A 15167-nucleotide genomic window follows, 5' to 3' on the forward strand; every position below is an offset into this window, starting at 1 on the left:
GTGCTGATCGAGAGCAATCATGGTGCATGAAGGCTCGATGGCGATGTGGCGGCATCGCCCCGTCCTGGGTTATGGCCTGGCGGTGGCGTTGGCGGGGGGCGCGGCTATCGTGCGACTTGGCGCCGATGCGATGCTCCCTGCGGGCTTTCCCTATCTCACTTTCTTTCCCGCGGTCGTTGTCACCGCCTTTGTCGCGGGGGCCGGGCCAGGCATCCTGGCCGGACTGATCAGCTTCGTCGCGGCGTGGTATTTCTTCGTGCCGCCGGTGCACAGCTTTGCGATCAACGCCGGCGTGCTCACCGCGCAGGGATTTTTCCTGTTCGTCGTCGCGGTGGACATCGCGCTGATCGAGGCGATGCACCGCGCCTATGATCGGTTGAATGGCGCGCGCGACGAGATGGCGGGGCTTTATGATCAGCAGCGGATGCTGTTCCGCGAGCTGCAGCACCGGGTGGCGAACAACCTCGCCTTCATCGCCTCGATCCTGCATTTCCAGAAGCGCCAGATCGCCGCCACGCCCGCGCGGGCCGCCCAGGCGCTCGACGAAGCGCAGGCGCGACTGACGCTGATGGGGCAGGTCCACCGCCGGCTCTATGATCCCGCCGCGCTCGATCGTCCGTTGAGCGACCATTTCGAGGCGCTCTGCAACGACGTGATCGCCGCCTCCGATCGTCCCGACATCGCCTGCCAGGTGGAAGTGGCCGTGCCGCCGCTCGATCTGACGCGGTTGATCGCGCTGTCGCTGTTCGTCAGCGAAACCGTGACCAACAGCCTCAAGCACGCCTTCGCCGATCGCGCTCAAGGGCGCATCGCGCTGCGTCTGGTCGAGGCCGGAGACCGGCTGGTGCTGGAGGTGCGCGACGACGGCCGCGGCCTGCCGCCCGGGCACGACGCGGCGACGGCGAGCGGGCTCGGCACCCGCATTACCCGGGCGCTCGCCGATCAGCTACGCGGCACGATCGAGACGATCAGCCCGCCGGACGGCGGAACCCTGATCCGATTACGCTTCGCGCAACCCTGAGCAGCAGGCCCCCCGCAAGGGTTATCCGCGATCTGGACGGTGCGCGTCGGTCGAACGAGCCTGTGTCGCTACCGCAGCCGATGCGAAAGCCAACTACGGGTCGACCGACCGAGCGGGGTCCAGCCGACGGCGCCCGCGTCGCAAGCTTCGCTCCAGATGCATCCGCGCCGCGCGCTTGGCGGCGCCAACGTCTTGCTTGCGGATCGCTTCCACCAGCCGCCGGTGTTCGCCCTGGATCGTGCGCAGATAAGCGGCGCGGGCGGCGGCCTGTTCCTCTCCGGTGGCGACGTTTCGCCGTGGCACCAGGCTCGCGCCCAGAAACTCGATGATGCGCACGAAATACTGGTTGTGCGTGGCATGGGCGATCGCGTTGTGCATGGCGATGTCGGCCGCGACGCCATCGCCCCCCAGCCGCAAGTCCTCCTCGATCGCGGCCACGGCATTGTCGATGGCGACAAGGTCATCGCCGGTCCGGCGTTCGGCCGCGAGCCCCGCCATCTCGGTTTCGATCGCGATCCGCAGTTCGAGCAGACGAAGCACGTCCTCAAGGTCGGCGAGTTCCGTCGCGCTGACCTGAAAAGCCTGTGGCGCGCTGCGCACGAACACGCCCGAGCCTTGCCGGGCCTCGACCCAGCCTTCGGCCGAAAGGCGGGCGATCGCTTCGCGGACCACGGTGCGGCTGATGCCAAGCTCGGCAACAAGCGCGCGTTCTGGTGGCAGCCGGTCGCCACGGGCCAGTTCGCCGCTGCGGATCCGCTCTCGCAACAGTTCGACAAGGTCGGCGGCCATCGATCGCCGTGCCGGCATCTTCAGTGCTTCCATGACCCTCGCTCGATGATAATGCGTGTGAAACTACCCGGCGGAACAGCCTGCGTCACGACTTAAGATTGGTATGATGACATTATCAGCAGTGGACAGGGCGGCATTTGCCCGATAACGATGGGCGGCGTTGGGAGAGTGACTGTGGCGTCCATACAAGCGACGGGTTCCAACCCCGCCCGGCACGATCATGCCGCGTTGCAGGCGTTGCTCGATCGGCTGATCGGCGCGCTGATCGGCATTCGTGACGAAGACAGCGCGTTCCTGGTCGGTATCGTCGATGGTCGGCGATACGACATCAAGAGCTGGGACGTTTGGGACTGGACTCAGGGGGTCGGGCTCTATGGGCTGGTGCGGACCCATGAGCGGACCGGCGACGCGAACACGCTCGATCTTGTCCGGTCGTGGTTCGGCGCGCGGCTCGCCGAGCCGCCGCCGCCGCGCACGATCAACACGGTGGCGCCGGTCTATGCGCTCGCTCACCTGGCGGCCGCGGATGGCGATGCCGCCCTGCGGGCGCTCGCCGCCGACTGGGCGGCGTGGGTGATGAACGATCTGCCCCGTACCACCGAGGGTGGGTTCCAGCATATTGTCGTCGATCATCGCAACGAAGGCCAGCTGTGGGACGACAGCTTGATGATGACCGCGTTGCCGCTGGCGCGCGCCGGGCTGCTGCTAAACCGCCCAGATTATGTCGAGGAAGCGGTGCGGCAATTCCTCGTCCACACCAAATATCTCGCCGATCGTGCCACCGGCCTGTGGTTCCACGGCTGGTCATTCGTCACACGCGATCATCTGTCGGCGGCGTTATGGGCACGTGGCAACAGCTGGGTGACGATGGCGATCCCCGATCTGATTGAACTGATCGATCTGCCCCGCGATGGCGCGGTTGGCGCGTTCCTGATCGAAACGCTGCGCGCCCAGGTGGCGGCGCTCGCGGCGTGCCAGCGCGATGACGGGCTGTGGCCGACCCTGCTCGATGATCCGGACAGCTATGGCGAAGCCTCCGCGACGGCGGGCTTCGCCTATGGCATCCTGAAGGGGGTCCGGCTCGGCCTGCTCGATCCAAGCTATGCCCCATGCGGCGCGCGGGCGCTCGACGCGGTGGTCGCCAATATCGATCCGGTCACCGGCGCGCTTGGCAATGTCTCGTTCGGCACCCCCATTTTCGCGACTCGCGAGGAATATGCGCGGGTTCCGCTCACCACCATGCCCTATGGACAGGCAATGGCGATCCTCGCGCTCGACGAGGGATTGCGCGCCGCATGACGCGCCGCATCGGCCCGTCGACCTATGTCGCTTATGGCGCCGCCGACATGTTCGGCTCGGGCGCGATGGCGGTGATCAACAGCTGGGTGCTGTTCTTCTACACCAGCTTCTGCGGGCTCACCGCGCTGCAGGCGACGGCGATCTTCGGCATCGCGCGCATTCTCGACGCGGTGAGCGGCACCGTCATCGGTCATTGGTCCGATGTGATCGGCGCGACGTGGATCGGGCGGCGGTTCGGGCGGCGGCGGGCGTTCCTGCTGCTGTCGCTGCCGCTGATGCCGTGCTTCGCGCTGATGTGGGTGAGCGGGCAGAGCTTTCTCTACTATCTCGCCACCTATCTGTTCTTCGAAGTGCTCTACGCAAGCGTGCTCATCCCCTATGAGACGCTGGCGGCGGAAATGACCGACGATTATCGCGTGCGCGCGCGACTTGCCGGCGCGCGGATCCTCACCGGCCAGGCCGCGGTCTTCCTGTCGAGCATCCTGCCGGCCTGGATCACCGGCGGCAAGGCGGCGGCGACCGCGCACACTTTCTTCCTGATGGGCGCGATCTTCTCCGCGATCTTCATCGCCTCGGTGCTGGTGACCTATCTGTTCACCTGGGAGCGCGAGCGCACCGCGCCGCCGCCGCGGCTTGGGCTCGGCGACCTGCTGCGCAATGCCGGATCGACCTTTCGCATCCGCGCCTTCCGGCAGCATCTGGGGGTTTATCTCGGCGGCTTCACCGCGAACGACGTGGCGGCGGCGACCTTCACCTACTTCATCGTGTTCGTGGTGGGGGGCAGCGTCGCGCAGGCATCACTGCTGCTGGGGGTGATGACAGCGGCGCAGTTTGCTTCGGTGATCGTGTTCACCTGGCTGACCACGCGGATCGGGCCGGCCCGCGCCTTTCAGCTGGCGGCATCGGCGTCGATCGCGGGCTTGCTGCTGATGACGGTGGTGGTTTTGGTGCCGATGCCGATCGCGCCGCTCGCCGCGTTGCTGCCAGTGGTCGTCGTCGCAGGGTTCGGGCGTGGGGGCATCGTCTACGTCCCGTGGCACAGCTATAACTACATCGCCGATGTCGACGAGATCGTCACCACGCGCCGCCGCGAAGGCGTGTTCGCGGGGGTGATGACGATGGTACGCAAGGCGGTGGGTGCCGCCGCGATCGCGCTGGTTGGGCTGTTGCTCGATGCGTTCGGCTTCGTCCCGCAGGCGACCGCGCAACCGGCGAGCGCGCGGACCGCGATCATGCTCGCGCTGGTGGTCGTGCCGGTCGTGTCGATGCTGCTGGGGATGCTGGTATCGCGCCGGTTCATCCTCGGCCCCGCCAGCCATGCGGTGCTGATGGACGAGATCGCCCGGCTGCGCGGCGGCGATCGCCGCCCGCCCGCCGACGATGTGGCCCCGGTGATCAGCGGGCTGACCGGCGTCGGCAACGACCGGCTCTGGGCGGGCCAACTCGACCTTCGACCCCTTCAAGCGGAGAGACGCTGATGTTCGAACGAAGCTATTACGCCACCCATCCCGACATGATGGAATGCGTGTCGAACGACGAGCTGCGCGACCGCTATCTGATCCAGCATCTGTTCCGGCCGGGCGAATGCGTGCTGTACTACACCCATGCCGATCGCTTCGTGATCGGCGGGGTCGCGGTGGCGGACGCGCCGGTGGCGCTGCCGGCGCAGGCCGAGCCGCCCTCGGCCGCCGGGCATCCGTTTCTCGAACGGCGCGAGCTGGCGATCGTCAATGTCGGCGCGGGGGACGGCGCGGTGACGGTGGACGGCGAAGCCTTCACGCTGGCGAGCAAGGATTGCCTCTACGTCACGATGGGGGCGAAGGAGGTGGTGTTTTCGGGCGCGGGCGCGCGCTTCTATCTCGCCTCCTGCCCGGCGCACAAAACCTTCGCCACCCGCAAGCTGTCGATCGCCGACGCCAATGCGCTCGAACGCGGCAGCCGGGAGGAATCGAACGAGCGTACCATCTACCAGCTCGTCATCCCCGGCGTGTGCGATTCAGCGCAACTGGTTATGGGGCTGACGGTGCTGAAGCCCGGCAGCGTGTGGAACACGATGCCGCCGCACATCCATGAGCGCCGCAGCGAGATTTACTTCTACTTCGATCTGCCTAATCCCAACGACCGCGTGTTCCATTACATGGGCGCGGGCGAGGCGATGCGGCACATCGTGATGGCCAACGAGGAAGCGGTGATCAGTCCGCCCTGGTCGATCCACATGGGATCGGGCACCCGCGCTTATGCCTTCATCTGGGCGATGGCGGGCGAGAACCAGGATTATACCGACATGGCGGTGCTCGACATCTGCCAGCTGGCCTGATGCGGAACCCGTTCGATCTGAGCGGCAAGGCCGCGATCGTCACCGGCGCCAACACCGGCATCGGCCAGGCGATCGCCGTCGCGCTTGCCGAGGCGGGCGCCGATATCGCCTGTGTCGGCCGCACGCCCGCCGAGGAGACGGCGGCGCGGATTCGCGACCTCGGCGGCCGGGCCGCGATCATCAGCGCTGACCTGTCGACCATCGAGCCGGTCGGCCGGGTGGTTCAGGAAACGATCGCGCGGCTGGGCAGGCTCGACATTCTCGTCAACAATGCCGGCATCATCCGCCGCGCCGATGCGGTGGACTTCACCGAGGCCGATTGGGACGCGGTGGTCGATACCAATTTGAAAAGCGTGTTCTTCCTCTGCCAGGCCGCCGGCCGCCATATGATCGCGCAAAGGGCGGGCAAGATCATCAACATCGCCTCGATGCTCACCTTCCAGGGCGGCATCCGGGTGCCGAGCTATACGGCGTCCAAATCGGGGATTGGCGGGCTCACCAAGCTGCTCGCCAATGAATGGGCGGGGCAGGGCGTCAACGTCAACGCGATCGCGCCGGGCTATATCGCGACCAACAATACGGCGGCGCTCCAGGCCGACGAGGCGCGCAATCGGGCAATCCTGGAGCGCATCCCCGCTGGCCGCTGGGGCGCCGCCAGCGATCTCGGCGGCGCGGCGGTGTTCCTTGCCTCGTCGGCCGCCGATTACGTGCAGGGGCACATCCTCGCGGTCGATGGCGGCTGGCTCGCGCGATGAGCCGGCTGCTCGCCTTTGGCGAAATCATGCTCCGCCTGTCGCCGCCGGGGCGCGAGCTGCTGTTGCAGACGCCCAAGCTCGACGTCTGGGTGGCGGGCGCCGAGGCCAATGTCGCGACCCAGCTCTCGCGGTTGGGGCACGACGTTGGCTTCGCGAGCGCGGTGCCCGACAATGACCTTGGCCGCGCGGCGATCGCCACCTTGCGCGGCCACGGCATCGACACCAGCGGCATCGCGCTGCGGGGCGACCGGATGGGGCTGTACTTCGTCACCTCGGGCGCCGGAATGCGCGCGACCGAGGTGATTTATGACCGCGCCCACAGCGCCTTCGCCGAGACCCCGGCGGCGGCGTGGGATTGGGAGACGCTGCTCGCCGGTGTCGACCACCTGCATCTTTCGGGCATCACGCCCGCGCTGGGGCCGGTTCCGGCCGCGAGCGCGCTGGCGGCGGTCCGCGCGGCGCGTGCACGCGGCATCGCCATTTCGTTCGACGGCAACTACCGCGCGAAGCTGTGGGAGCGGTGGGACGGCAACCCGCGCACGATCCTGCGCGGGTTGGTCGAGCACGCGACGATCCTGTTCGGCACCCACCGCGATATCGCCCTGCTGCTCGACCAGGCATTTGCGGGTGATGGCGCGGCGCGGCGGCGAGCGGCGGCCGAGGCGACCTTCGCGGCTTTTCCCCGCTTGCAGCTGATCGCCTCGACCGCGCGGCATGTCGAAAGCGTCGATCGCCACCGCCTTTCCGCGCGGATCGACACCCGCGACGGCGCCGTCCAGACCGAAGACGTGGTGGTCACGGGCATTGTCGACCGGATCGGCGGCGGCGATGCGTTCGCGGCAGGCGTGCTCCATCGTCTGCGCTCGGGCGGCGACATCGCCGGGGCCGCGCGTGACGGGCTGGCGCTCGCCGTGCTGAAACATTCGCTGCCCGGCGACGCGGGGTTGTTCCGCCAGCCCGATCTCGACGCCTATCTCGCGGGCGGGCTCGACGTCCGCCGATAGCCGACGCTGGCTTCGGCCGCGACGCGCATCCCGCGTCGCTGCTCCAGCGCGTCGCGGGCGAGCAGCAGGGCGCCGAGCGCGCCGGAACGGGTGCCCAGCGCGGCGGGCGTAATGATCCCCGTAGGGCCGCCACGCGCGGCGGTGACCGAGGTGTAGGTTCCGATCAGGTCGCCCATCGTCTGACGGGCACGATGGGCCAGGATCTCGCGCGTGCCGATGCCGCCGCCCAGCACCACACGGTCCACCCCGGCCAACAGCACGCACAGATGCGCCAGGTGGCCGACATAGTGGCCGAGCACGCGCCACGCGTCGTGATCGTCGGCAAGCTGTTCCGCCCCACATTGCCATCGCGCGCGGATCGCCGCCGCCGATACCAGCCCTTCCAGACAGGCGCCGTGATGCGGGCACGTTCCGGCGAAGGCGCGATCGACGGGGGCGATCGGCACGAAGATATGGCCGCCCTCGGCTTGCATCAGCCCGTGGGCAGGCTGTCCGTCCACCAGCATCCCGACCCCAACGCCCGTGCCGATCGTCACATAAGCGGTGGCGCGGCAACCGCGCGCGGCGCCCCACGTCTGCTCGGCCATCGCCGCAGCGACAACATCGGACTCGATGGTGATCGGCACGTTCAGGGCGTCGCGGAGGGGCGTCACCAGATCGACATGGGACCAGCCGGGCTTGGGGGTGATGAGCAGGCGGCCATGGTCGGCGCTCGATCGATCGCTGACGACGGGGCCGAAGCTGCCGATCCCGATGGTGTCGATCGGGCCGCGCGCGGCGAACCAGGCCGCCACCGCGGCCAATGTTTCCGCCGGACGGGTCGTCGGCACCCGATGTTCGTCCTCGATCAGATCGGGGCCGGTGCCGATCATCAGCTTGAAGGTCGTGCCGCCGGCGTCGATCCCGCCCAGGCGCATCAGGAAATCCGCTCCTGAACGGGCGGCGCCGCGACCGGGGCGACCAGATCGAGTCCGCCCCAGCTGACCTTGCGGCGTCCGCCAACCGGCCGACCGACGAGCACGGCGGCGGTCGACGGCGCGGCCGCCGCCGGCAGCAGCTCGATCGCGAGCGGGATCGAGGTGGGTCCGAGCCTGGTCGGCGCGATCGTGCCGCCAAGGGGAACGACATAGTCGAGATAGACCTCGTCCTTGCCGCTCGAGACGCGCCAGGCGCCCTTGTCGGTTGCGCCATCCCACAACACCGGCCCCATATGCACCACCGCCTGCCAGCCGAACGCCGACAGCCGCACCGCATAGGGGCCGAGCGCCTGCGCCCGCGCGCCGGCGACCGAGAGCACGACGCGCAGCCGCAACTCCTGCCCTTTGAACGTGCCGTCGGGGGAGCGATCGATCGAAATGTGCCAATCGCCCGATCCCGCGATCGGGTGCGCGCTCAGCAGCACGCGCGGTCCTTTTTGGGTCGCGACCATGCCGAACGACGCAAAGTCGCGCCCGTCCTTCAAGCAACGCACCCTCAGCACGGCGGGTGCGGCCGGCCCCTGCCAATAGCCGATGAGCGGGTGGCGCTGCACCCAGAACCCTTCGGCGCTCGCGCTTCCCAGGCAAGCCTCGCGGGAGAGCCAGGTTGTGCCATAGACCGACGCCGTGTCGTCCGCCGCCCGGATGAACCGCTGCCGCACCTCGGATTCGGCGCCGGCCAAGGCCGCGAAGCGCGGTAGCAGCGCTTCGGGGCAGGGTAGCATCGCCTCGCGCGGCGCGATGCCGTTCGGGGCGCCGGGACGCAGCGCCCGCCCGATCCGGGCCGAAATCGCGTCGAGCGCCTCATTCGGGGTGCGGTCATGGTAGCCCCGCGCATGGGGGCCTGCCCATTGCACCGTGCCGGGGTGCCAATGGCTCGCGATCACCTGCCAGGCGATCTGGCGCAGCGCCTCGGCCGCATCGCGGGCGGCCGCGTCCCTCGCGTAGCTGAGAACCGAGTCGAACTCCTCGAGCGCGACGATCGTGTAGGTTGGGCTGTTATACTCGTTGAAAGAACCCTGCTCGCGCGTGTGATCGAGCAGGCGTTGCAGCCGCTCCCGGCCATAGGCGATCAGGTCCGGCGCATCGAGCAATTCGCCCGCGATCAGCGCCACCCGCCCCCCCATCGCCGCGATGTTGGTATAGCTGGGGCCGACATTACGCTTCACGATGGCGCGGGCGGCGCGACCCGTGGCGACCGCGATCTGGCGCTTGATGTCTGGGGACAGGCGGTCGGCATGGCGGTTCACCGCCGTCGTCAGCCGCGCGCCGTTGAAATCGGCCCAATTGAGATCGGGCGGCGCCATCTTCGCCAGCGGCTCTTCGAGATAATAGGGCCAGACGCCGAAGGTCAGGCTGGCGGGATCGACGTCCTGCAGCGCGATGACCTTGGCGATCACGCTCTCGGCGCGGGCGCGCGCGCCGGCATCGCCCGTATCGAGCAGGCGCAGCGCATAATCGAGATTGGCGCGCGTGGCGTGGACCCAGGTTCCGCGCACCATCGTCGTTGAATAGCCCGGCCCCGCCGAAGGTTCGCCGACCAGTCCGACATCGGCGTCCCACCGTCGCCCTTTGCCGACGACGTCGGGCACGGCATCGGCGGCCCAAACGGGCATCGCGAGCGCCAGACCTCCCGCCGTCAGGCCACTAGCGACCACGTCGCGCCGGGTGGGCGTACCCCGTTCCTTGCTCATTGCAGCGTCCCTGTAAAAAGCGCGGCGGGCCTCGCTCGTGCCCCGCGACGCAAATGGCGCCGCGTCGCCGATCGCGCAGCTTCACGATCCCCCCGGGCGATCGCCTCGACGATCGCGAGGTGCTCCGCGGCCAATGCCTTGGCCTCCCGCGACCACGCTTCGCCCTCCTGCGCCGCCATGGGCGGAACGGCAAGTTCGCCGAGAAGCGCCAGGAAGCGCTCGAAATAGGGATTGGCCGAGGCGATCGCGATCGCCGCGTGCAGCGAGCGATCGGCGGCGGCGGCCGCCACCCCGTCGCGCGCGGTCGCCGCTGCATCGATCATCGCGAGCCAGTGGCGCAGATGGGCGATGTCGGCCGCCGAACGACGCTCGGCGGCGAGGCCGGCCATTTCGACCTCGACCGCCAGCCGCAGTTCCATCATGTCCGCGATGTCGGCCTCGGCACGCTGATCTTGCGGCAGGGCAAAGCTGATTCCCTGGGCGCGCACGAAGGTGCCCAGGCCGTGCCGGATTTCGATACGCCCGGCGGCGATCAGGCGCGCGATCGCCTCCCGCACCACGCCGGCGCTGCACCCGAAGGTCGCGGCGATCTGGTGAAGGGTCGGCAAGCGGTCGCCAGGCGACCAGACGCCTTGATCCAGCTGCTCGATCAATAACCGTTCCAGCCTGTGCGATAACGGCGCATTCGACATTGGGCCTGCTCTCCCGAAACGCCAACTAGCGCCTGCGCACGCGCTCGTCATCCAGAAATTGGTATGATGACCATATGAAATGACTGGACAGGGGACACCGAAATTTTTACCCAGGTGGCGAACTGCCGAAAAAAGGCAGGATGTAGGGAGAGCCCCATGATTAAAGTCGCCGCGCTCACATCGGCTGCCATCGGCGCGCTGATCCTCGGCACGAGCGCCGCCAACGCCCAGGCGCGACCACAGGCCGGCAATGCCGAGGGCGCGGGCGCGCAATCGGACATCATCGTCACCGGCACGCGCGCGGCCATCAAGAGCGCGATCGACGACAAGCGCAATGCCGACCAGATCGTCGACTCGGTCGTCGCCGAGGACGTCAACAAGCTGCCGGACGCCAATGTCGCGGAAAGCCTGCAGCGCGTGCCCGGCGTGCAGCTTGATCGCAACTTTGGCGAAGGCGCCCAGGTCAGCATTCGCGGCTTGTCGAACGTCCGCGTCGAACTCAACGGGCGCTCGAACCTGGGCATTTCGGTCGGCCCGACGGGTTCGGACCCGTCCGGTCGCTCGACCGGCCTCGAGCAGCAATCCTCGACTTTGTTCAGCAAGCTGTCGGTCTACAAGACCCCGACCGCCGACCAGATCGAAGGCGGGCTCGGCGGGTTCATCAGCATGACGACGCCCCGCCCGTTCGATTTCAAGAAACCCACCTTCGGCTATGCCGCCGAATACACCAACACCACCTTGGCGCGGAACCCAGATGGTTACAGCCTCGCTGGCTTTGCCGCGGCGAAGCTTGGCCGGATGTTCGGCATCGCGGCGAACATCGCCTATTCCGATCGCGAGATCGGCTCGTCGCAGTTCATTCGTGGCATCTGGAACACGGGCACGTCGACCGGCCTGCTGCGCGATTACAATGGCGACGGCCAATATGATTTCGTGCCGCAGGTGGCGCGCGCCGAATTCTACAACATCCGTCGCAAGCGCTTCGGGGCTGGTGGCACCGTGCAGTTCCGCCCCGCCGACAACCTGACCTTCTACGGCGACGCGCTCTACACCAGTCTCGAAACGCAGCGGCACATCGAATATCTGGCGATCCAGACCACGGATACCGGCGCCGCCGCGCCCACGCTCAGCAACGGCGTGACCGAGGGCAATTATGTCGTCGCGGGGACGCTGACCAACCAGCGCGTCCGCGTCGGTGGCGTCGAGCGCAACGAGCCGACGACATCGATCGTCGCTGGCGGCGGGGTGGAATGGAAGCCGGGGCGCTGGACCTTCAAGGTCGATGCGGGCGAGTCCATCGGCGATTACACATTTCGCCAGGATTTTCTCGAAGTCGCGTCGAACGGGTTGGTCGTCAACTACGACTATCGGACAGGTGACGTCCCGACCTTGACGCTGCCCACCACTTTCAATCCCACCTTGCGATCGTCATTTCCCAATCGAACCAATAGCGCCGCGAACGACACGGTCGTGCGGACCCGCGAAACCGCGGTCCGGATGGACAATAGCTACCGCGTCGGCGGCTGGCTTGAATCGGTGCAGTTTGGTGGCCGCTATTCCCGGCTCACGTCGAGCTTCACCGATTATCAGGCGAAGCTGGGCTTCACCAATCCCAATATCGCGACCTTGCCGGACGCGTTTTTCATCCCGTCGAACAATCCCGGCTATCCGGGCGCGAACGGTACTTACCCAACCGTCTTCATCGTGCCTAACGTCTATGCGGACGGCACTGGCGATAGCTCGCTGCTGCTGTCCAACTTCCGGCCGACCCGGCCGCGCCCGGTCAACAGCTATTACATCGTCGAGAAGACCTACGCTTTTTATGGCCGCCTCAATCTGAAGGGCGAGATCCTGGGGCTCGGCTTCTCGGGCAATGTCGGGTTGCGCTGGGCGCGGACCAACTTCAGCGTCGACACCACCAGCGCGCTGACCGTGGCGGGGACGTCGACCGTCCGCGAGGTGCCGCGCACCGACGTCAACAATTACGACGAGTTCCTGCCGAGCGCCAACATCAAGTTCTCGGTCGCGCGGGATCTCGTGATCCGCCTCGCGGCATCGCGGGTGATGTCGCGCGCCAGGCTTCAGGATCTCGCGCCGCGCCTGTCGGTCAACGCGCCGCTGGGCACCGCGACGGGCGGCAACGCGGGGCTGCGCCCGACCACCGCCAACCAGGTCGACGCCGCGATCGAATATTACATCCCCGGCGGCGGCATCGCCTCGGCGACATTTTTCTTCAAGGACATCAAGGATCAGGTCGCGCGCACGACGGTGCTGGAGGTGATCCCGGGGTTCGAGAGCTTTGGCCCGTTGCAGCGGTCGATCCCGATCAATCTGGGGGCCGCGACCGTCACCGGCGTCGAACTCAATTACCAGCAGGCCTTCACGTTCCTGCCCGGGCTGCTGTCGGGGCTGGGGACGCAGCTCAACGCGACGTTGCTCGACACCTCGTCATCGGATGGGCAGCCGGTGCTCGGCCTGTCGAAGAGCACGTACAACGCAATCGTTTATTACGAGAAGGGGCCGTTCACCGCGCGCATCGCCTATAACTGGCGCAGCCGCAACGCGAGCGGGTTCACCACGACCAGCGCGCCCGTCGGCACCGCGATCGCGGGCGTCACAGCACGAACCGGGACGCTGCGGCCCAACTGGTTCGAGGCTGACGATCAAGTCGATGCATCGATCAGCGTGAAGGCGAGCAACGCGCTGACCTTCTACGCCTCGGTTACGAACCTGTTCTGGAAGGACTCGGGACGCCGCAACTACAACGAGGTCTATAACGCGGTGAATAGCTACGAGATTAGTGACCGGCAAATCCGGATCGGCGTACGCGGGAGATTTTGATCGTAACTTGAAACATTGAAGAGGAGAAGGTGCGATGGCAGTCGTTCGATCGATTCCAATGGTGGCCGCGCTCGTGGCCGCCAACGTCCTCGCGGCGCCCTGCGTCGCCCAAACCTATCGCACCGTAACGGCGGAGGCGGCGTCGATCGACGCCACCACGCACGACCTCAGTGAGAATGGACGGACGTTCAAGTTCATCACCAAGGGCGATTATTCCCAGGTGTGGATCAGCCCGACCGTTGCCTGGAACGGCGGGCACAGCGTCGGCTTCGACATGCTGCCGACGAGCGGCACCGCCGCCGACGGATCGACCACGGACAAGGCCCAGTACCGGGTGATCTCGGGCAGCGAGACCAACGCGCTGGACTTCCTGCAGGATCGCTGCACCGGGTTCGCCGTTCGTCTAGAGACCAATTTCCAAACACCCGACCAGGCGGTGCAACTGTTCCAGTGGTGGCAGGGCTCACCCTTCTCCCCGCCGCTGGAGCTGCGCGTCAAGGCGGGATCGCTGAGCTGGGAGCTGGTTTACCGCAATGACCAGACCGGGCGCGGTCCGACCGCCGCGGTGTCGCTCGCCGAAGGTGGGATGAGCGTCGGCGCCTGGTATCGCTTCGTCGTGTGCACGCGGATGAGCTATTCTTCGGCGCTCGGGACGGGCAATGTGAAGCTCTGGCTGAACGGCACCCAATATGTCGATCAGAACGGGATTTACGGCTACAACCCCAATGTCGATTTCCCTTATGCCGGCAGCACGTACCGATCCAACCCGAGGTTCGATCTGTTCTTCGGCCTCTATCGGCCGCGCCAGAACAAGCGCGCCAAGGCGTTCTTCGATCAGGTGCGGTTTGGCGTCACCTATGCCGACGTAAACCCGGGCTAGGCGCGGAGTCGCGGGCCTGACCTGGCCCCACGCGAAACCAGCGACCTATCGCGTGGGGCCGAGCGGCCGCCGGACCGGCACCCCGGCGGCGGCGAGCGCGGCATGGGCCTGGGCGATGCTCGCCTCGCCAAAGTGGAAGATCGAGGCGGCGAGCACCGCGCTGGCCCCGCCTTCGACCACCCCCGCGACCAGATCGTCGAGCCCGCCCACCCCGCCCGAGGCGATCACCGGCACGCGCACCTGGCTGGCGATGGTGCGGGTGAGGGCGAGGTCATAGCCCCCGCGCGTCCCGTCACGGTCCATCGAGGTGACGAGCAGCTCGCCCGCGCCGAGCTCGGCGAGCCGTAGCGCATGGGCGACCGCGTCGACCCCGGTCGCCTTGCGCCCGCCATGGGTGAATACTTCCCAGCGACTCGGCGCGACCTGCCGCGCGTCGACCGAGGCGACGCAGCATTGGCTGCCGAACCGATCGGCGATTTCGGCCACCAGCTCGGGCCGGGCGACGGCGGCCGAGTTCACCGCGACCTTGTCCGCGCCCGCGAGCAGCAGCGCGCGTGCATCGCTCGCCGACCGGACGCCACCGCCCACCGTCAGCGGCATGAAGCAGACTTCAGCGGTGCGCCGCACGACTTCCAGGATCGTGCCGCGCGCCTCGTGGCTGGCGGTGATGTCGAGGAAGCACAGCTCGTCCGCCCCGGCCGCGTCATAGGCGCGCGCCTGCTCGACCGGATCGCCCGCATCGCGCAGATCGACGAAGTTCACGCCCTTCACGACGCGACCATTCGCCACGTCCAGACAAGGAATGACGCGGGCGCGGACGCTCATATCCTCTCCCCCTTGGGGTGGAGGGTGGCCGCGCGTGGCGGGGTCGGGTGAGCGGACGAGGCGCGAGCGCCGA

The 15167-nt window shown here is 67.5% G+C and carries 13 protein-coding genes; 8 read left to right on the plus strand and 5 right to left on the minus strand.

The features are described from left to right. Positions 1 to 19: 19 nt before the first annotated feature. Positions 20 to 1021: a DUF4118 domain-containing protein gene (locus K2X73_RS06100; protein WP_294109246.1), complete on the plus strand. Its 1002-nt coding sequence runs from the start codon at positions 20 to 22 to the stop codon at positions 1019 to 1021. A gap of 93 nt (positions 1022 to 1114) precedes the next feature. Here K2X73_RS06100 and K2X73_RS06105 read toward each other — a convergent pair whose 3' ends face one another. Next, positions 1115 to 1843: a FadR/GntR family transcriptional regulator gene (locus tag K2X73_RS06105; RefSeq protein WP_294109247.1), complete on the minus strand. Its 729-nt coding sequence runs from the start codon at positions 1841 to 1843 to the stop codon at positions 1115 to 1117. 141 nt (positions 1844 to 1984) lie between these two features. Here K2X73_RS06105 and K2X73_RS06110 point away from each other — a divergent pair, with 141 nt between their 5' ends. Genes K2X73_RS06110 through K2X73_RS06130 form a run of 5 tightly spaced genes read left to right on the plus strand, consistent with a single transcriptional unit; the run spans position 1985 to position 7185 of the window. After that, the gene (locus K2X73_RS06110; RefSeq protein WP_294109248.1) at positions 1985 to 3109 is read left to right on the plus strand and encodes a glycoside hydrolase family 88 protein; all 1125 of its coding nucleotides are present in this window, start codon (positions 1985 to 1987) and stop codon (positions 3107 to 3109) included. Next, complete coding sequence (locus tag K2X73_RS06115; RefSeq protein ID WP_294109250.1) at positions 3106 to 4587, plus strand: MFS transporter; 1482 nt, start codon at positions 3106 to 3108, stop codon at positions 4585 to 4587. Before K2X73_RS06110 ends, K2X73_RS06115 begins: the two co-directional genes overlap by 4 nt. After that, positions 4587 to 5426 carry a 5-dehydro-4-deoxy-D-glucuronate isomerase gene (gene kduI / locus K2X73_RS06120; RefSeq protein WP_294109251.1) on the plus strand — a complete coding sequence of 280 codons (840 nt, stop codon included), beginning with the start codon at positions 4587 to 4589 and terminating at the stop codon, positions 5424 to 5426. The genes K2X73_RS06115 and kduI overlap by 1 nt, the downstream gene beginning before the upstream one ends. After that, the gene (gene kduD / locus K2X73_RS06125; RefSeq protein ID WP_294109252.1) at positions 5426 to 6181 is read left to right on the plus strand and encodes a 2-dehydro-3-deoxy-D-gluconate 5-dehydrogenase KduD; all 756 of its coding nucleotides are present in this window, start codon (positions 5426 to 5428) and stop codon (positions 6179 to 6181) included. The genes kduI and kduD overlap by 1 nt, the downstream gene beginning before the upstream one ends. Continuing rightward, positions 6178 to 7185 carry a sugar kinase gene (locus K2X73_RS06130; RefSeq protein ID WP_294109253.1) on the plus strand — a complete coding sequence of 336 codons (1008 nt, stop codon included), beginning with the start codon at positions 6178 to 6180 and terminating at the stop codon, positions 7183 to 7185. The genes kduD and K2X73_RS06130 overlap by 4 nt, the downstream gene beginning before the upstream one ends. Here the strand turns inward: K2X73_RS06130 and K2X73_RS06135 are convergent. The 3 genes from K2X73_RS06135 to K2X73_RS06145 are packed head-to-tail and all read right to left on the minus strand — an operon-like array spanning position 7152 to position 10599. Continuing rightward, positions 7152 to 8102 carry an ROK family protein gene (locus tag K2X73_RS06135; RefSeq protein WP_294109254.1) on the minus strand — a complete coding sequence of 317 codons (951 nt, stop codon included), beginning with the start codon at positions 8100 to 8102 and terminating at the stop codon, positions 7152 to 7154. The genes K2X73_RS06130 and K2X73_RS06135 overlap by 34 nt on opposite strands. Further along, positions 8102 to 9856 (minus strand): hypothetical protein, encoded by a 1755-nt coding sequence (locus K2X73_RS06140; RefSeq protein WP_294109255.1) that lies wholly within the window; start codon positions 9854 to 9856, stop codon positions 8102 to 8104. The genes K2X73_RS06135 and K2X73_RS06140 overlap by 1 nt, the downstream gene beginning before the upstream one ends. After that, positions 9853 to 10599: an FCD domain-containing protein gene (locus K2X73_RS06145; protein ID WP_365980395.1), complete on the minus strand. Its 747-nt coding sequence runs from the start codon at positions 10597 to 10599 to the stop codon at positions 9853 to 9855. The genes K2X73_RS06140 and K2X73_RS06145 overlap by 4 nt, the downstream gene beginning before the upstream one ends. Positions 10600 to 10704: 105 nt before the next feature. Between K2X73_RS06145 and K2X73_RS06150 the strand changes: the two genes are divergently transcribed. Next, the gene (locus K2X73_RS06150) at positions 10705 to 13389 is read left to right on the plus strand and encodes a TonB-dependent receptor (RefSeq protein ID WP_294109257.1); all 2685 of its coding nucleotides are present in this window, start codon (positions 10705 to 10707) and stop codon (positions 13387 to 13389) included. A gap of 34 nt (positions 13390 to 13423) precedes the next feature. Further along, positions 13424 to 14269: a heparin lyase I family protein gene (locus K2X73_RS06155; RefSeq protein WP_294109259.1), complete on the plus strand. Its 846-nt coding sequence runs from the start codon at positions 13424 to 13426 to the stop codon at positions 14267 to 14269. A 45-nt stretch (positions 14270 to 14314) separates the two neighbouring features. Here K2X73_RS06155 and hisF read toward each other — a convergent pair whose 3' ends face one another. Continuing rightward, on the minus strand, positions 14315 to 15094 hold the full coding sequence (gene hisF / locus K2X73_RS06160) for an imidazole glycerol phosphate synthase subunit HisF (RefSeq protein ID WP_294109260.1): 780 nt from the start codon (positions 15092 to 15094) through the stop codon (positions 14315 to 14317). Positions 15095 to 15167 lie beyond the last annotated feature (73 nt).

The sequence above is a fragment of the Sphingomonas sp. genome, assembly GCF_019746665.1.
Lineage (GTDB): Bacteria > Pseudomonadota > Alphaproteobacteria > Sphingomonadales > Sphingomonadaceae > Sphingomonas.

What these genes read in the sequence shown, in the direction of transcription:
- kduI (WP_294109251.1), top strand. Translation starts at nt 4,587, where the DNA reads ATGTTCGAACGAAGCTATTACGCCACCCATCCCGACATGATGGAATGC.
- K2X73_RS06135 (WP_294109254.1), bottom strand. Translation starts at nt 8,102, where the DNA reads ATGCGCCTGGGCGGGATCGACGCCGGCGGCACGACCTTCAAGCTGATG.
- hisF (WP_294109260.1), bottom strand. Translation starts at nt 15,094, where the DNA reads ATGAGCGTCCGCGCCCGCGTCATTCCTTGTCTGGACGTGGCGAATGGT.
- K2X73_RS06105 (WP_294109247.1), bottom strand. Translation starts at nt 1,843, where the DNA reads ATGGAAGCACTGAAGATGCCGGCACGGCGATCGATGGCCGCCGACCTT.
- kduD (WP_294109252.1), top strand. Translation starts at nt 5,426, where the DNA reads ATGCGGAACCCGTTCGATCTGAGCGGCAAGGCCGCGATCGTCACCGGC.
- K2X73_RS06145 (WP_365980395.1), bottom strand. Translation starts at nt 10,599, where the DNA reads ATGACGAGCGCGTGCGCAGGCGCTAGTTGGCGTTTCGGGAGAGCAGGC.
- K2X73_RS06155 (WP_294109259.1), top strand. Translation starts at nt 13,424, where the DNA reads ATGGCAGTCGTTCGATCGATTCCAATGGTGGCCGCGCTCGTGGCCGCC.
- K2X73_RS06115 (WP_294109250.1), top strand. Translation starts at nt 3,106, where the DNA reads ATGACGCGCCGCATCGGCCCGTCGACCTATGTCGCTTATGGCGCCGCC.
- K2X73_RS06150 (WP_294109257.1), top strand. Translation starts at nt 10,705, where the DNA reads ATGATTAAAGTCGCCGCGCTCACATCGGCTGCCATCGGCGCGCTGATC.
- K2X73_RS06100 (WP_294109246.1), top strand. Translation starts at nt 20, where the DNA reads ATGGTGCATGAAGGCTCGATGGCGATGTGGCGGCATCGCCCCGTCCTG.
- K2X73_RS06140 (WP_294109255.1), bottom strand. Translation starts at nt 9,856, where the DNA reads ATGAGCAAGGAACGGGGTACGCCCACCCGGCGCGACGTGGTCGCTAGT.
- K2X73_RS06130 (WP_294109253.1), top strand. Translation starts at nt 6,178, where the DNA reads ATGAGCCGGCTGCTCGCCTTTGGCGAAATCATGCTCCGCCTGTCGCCG.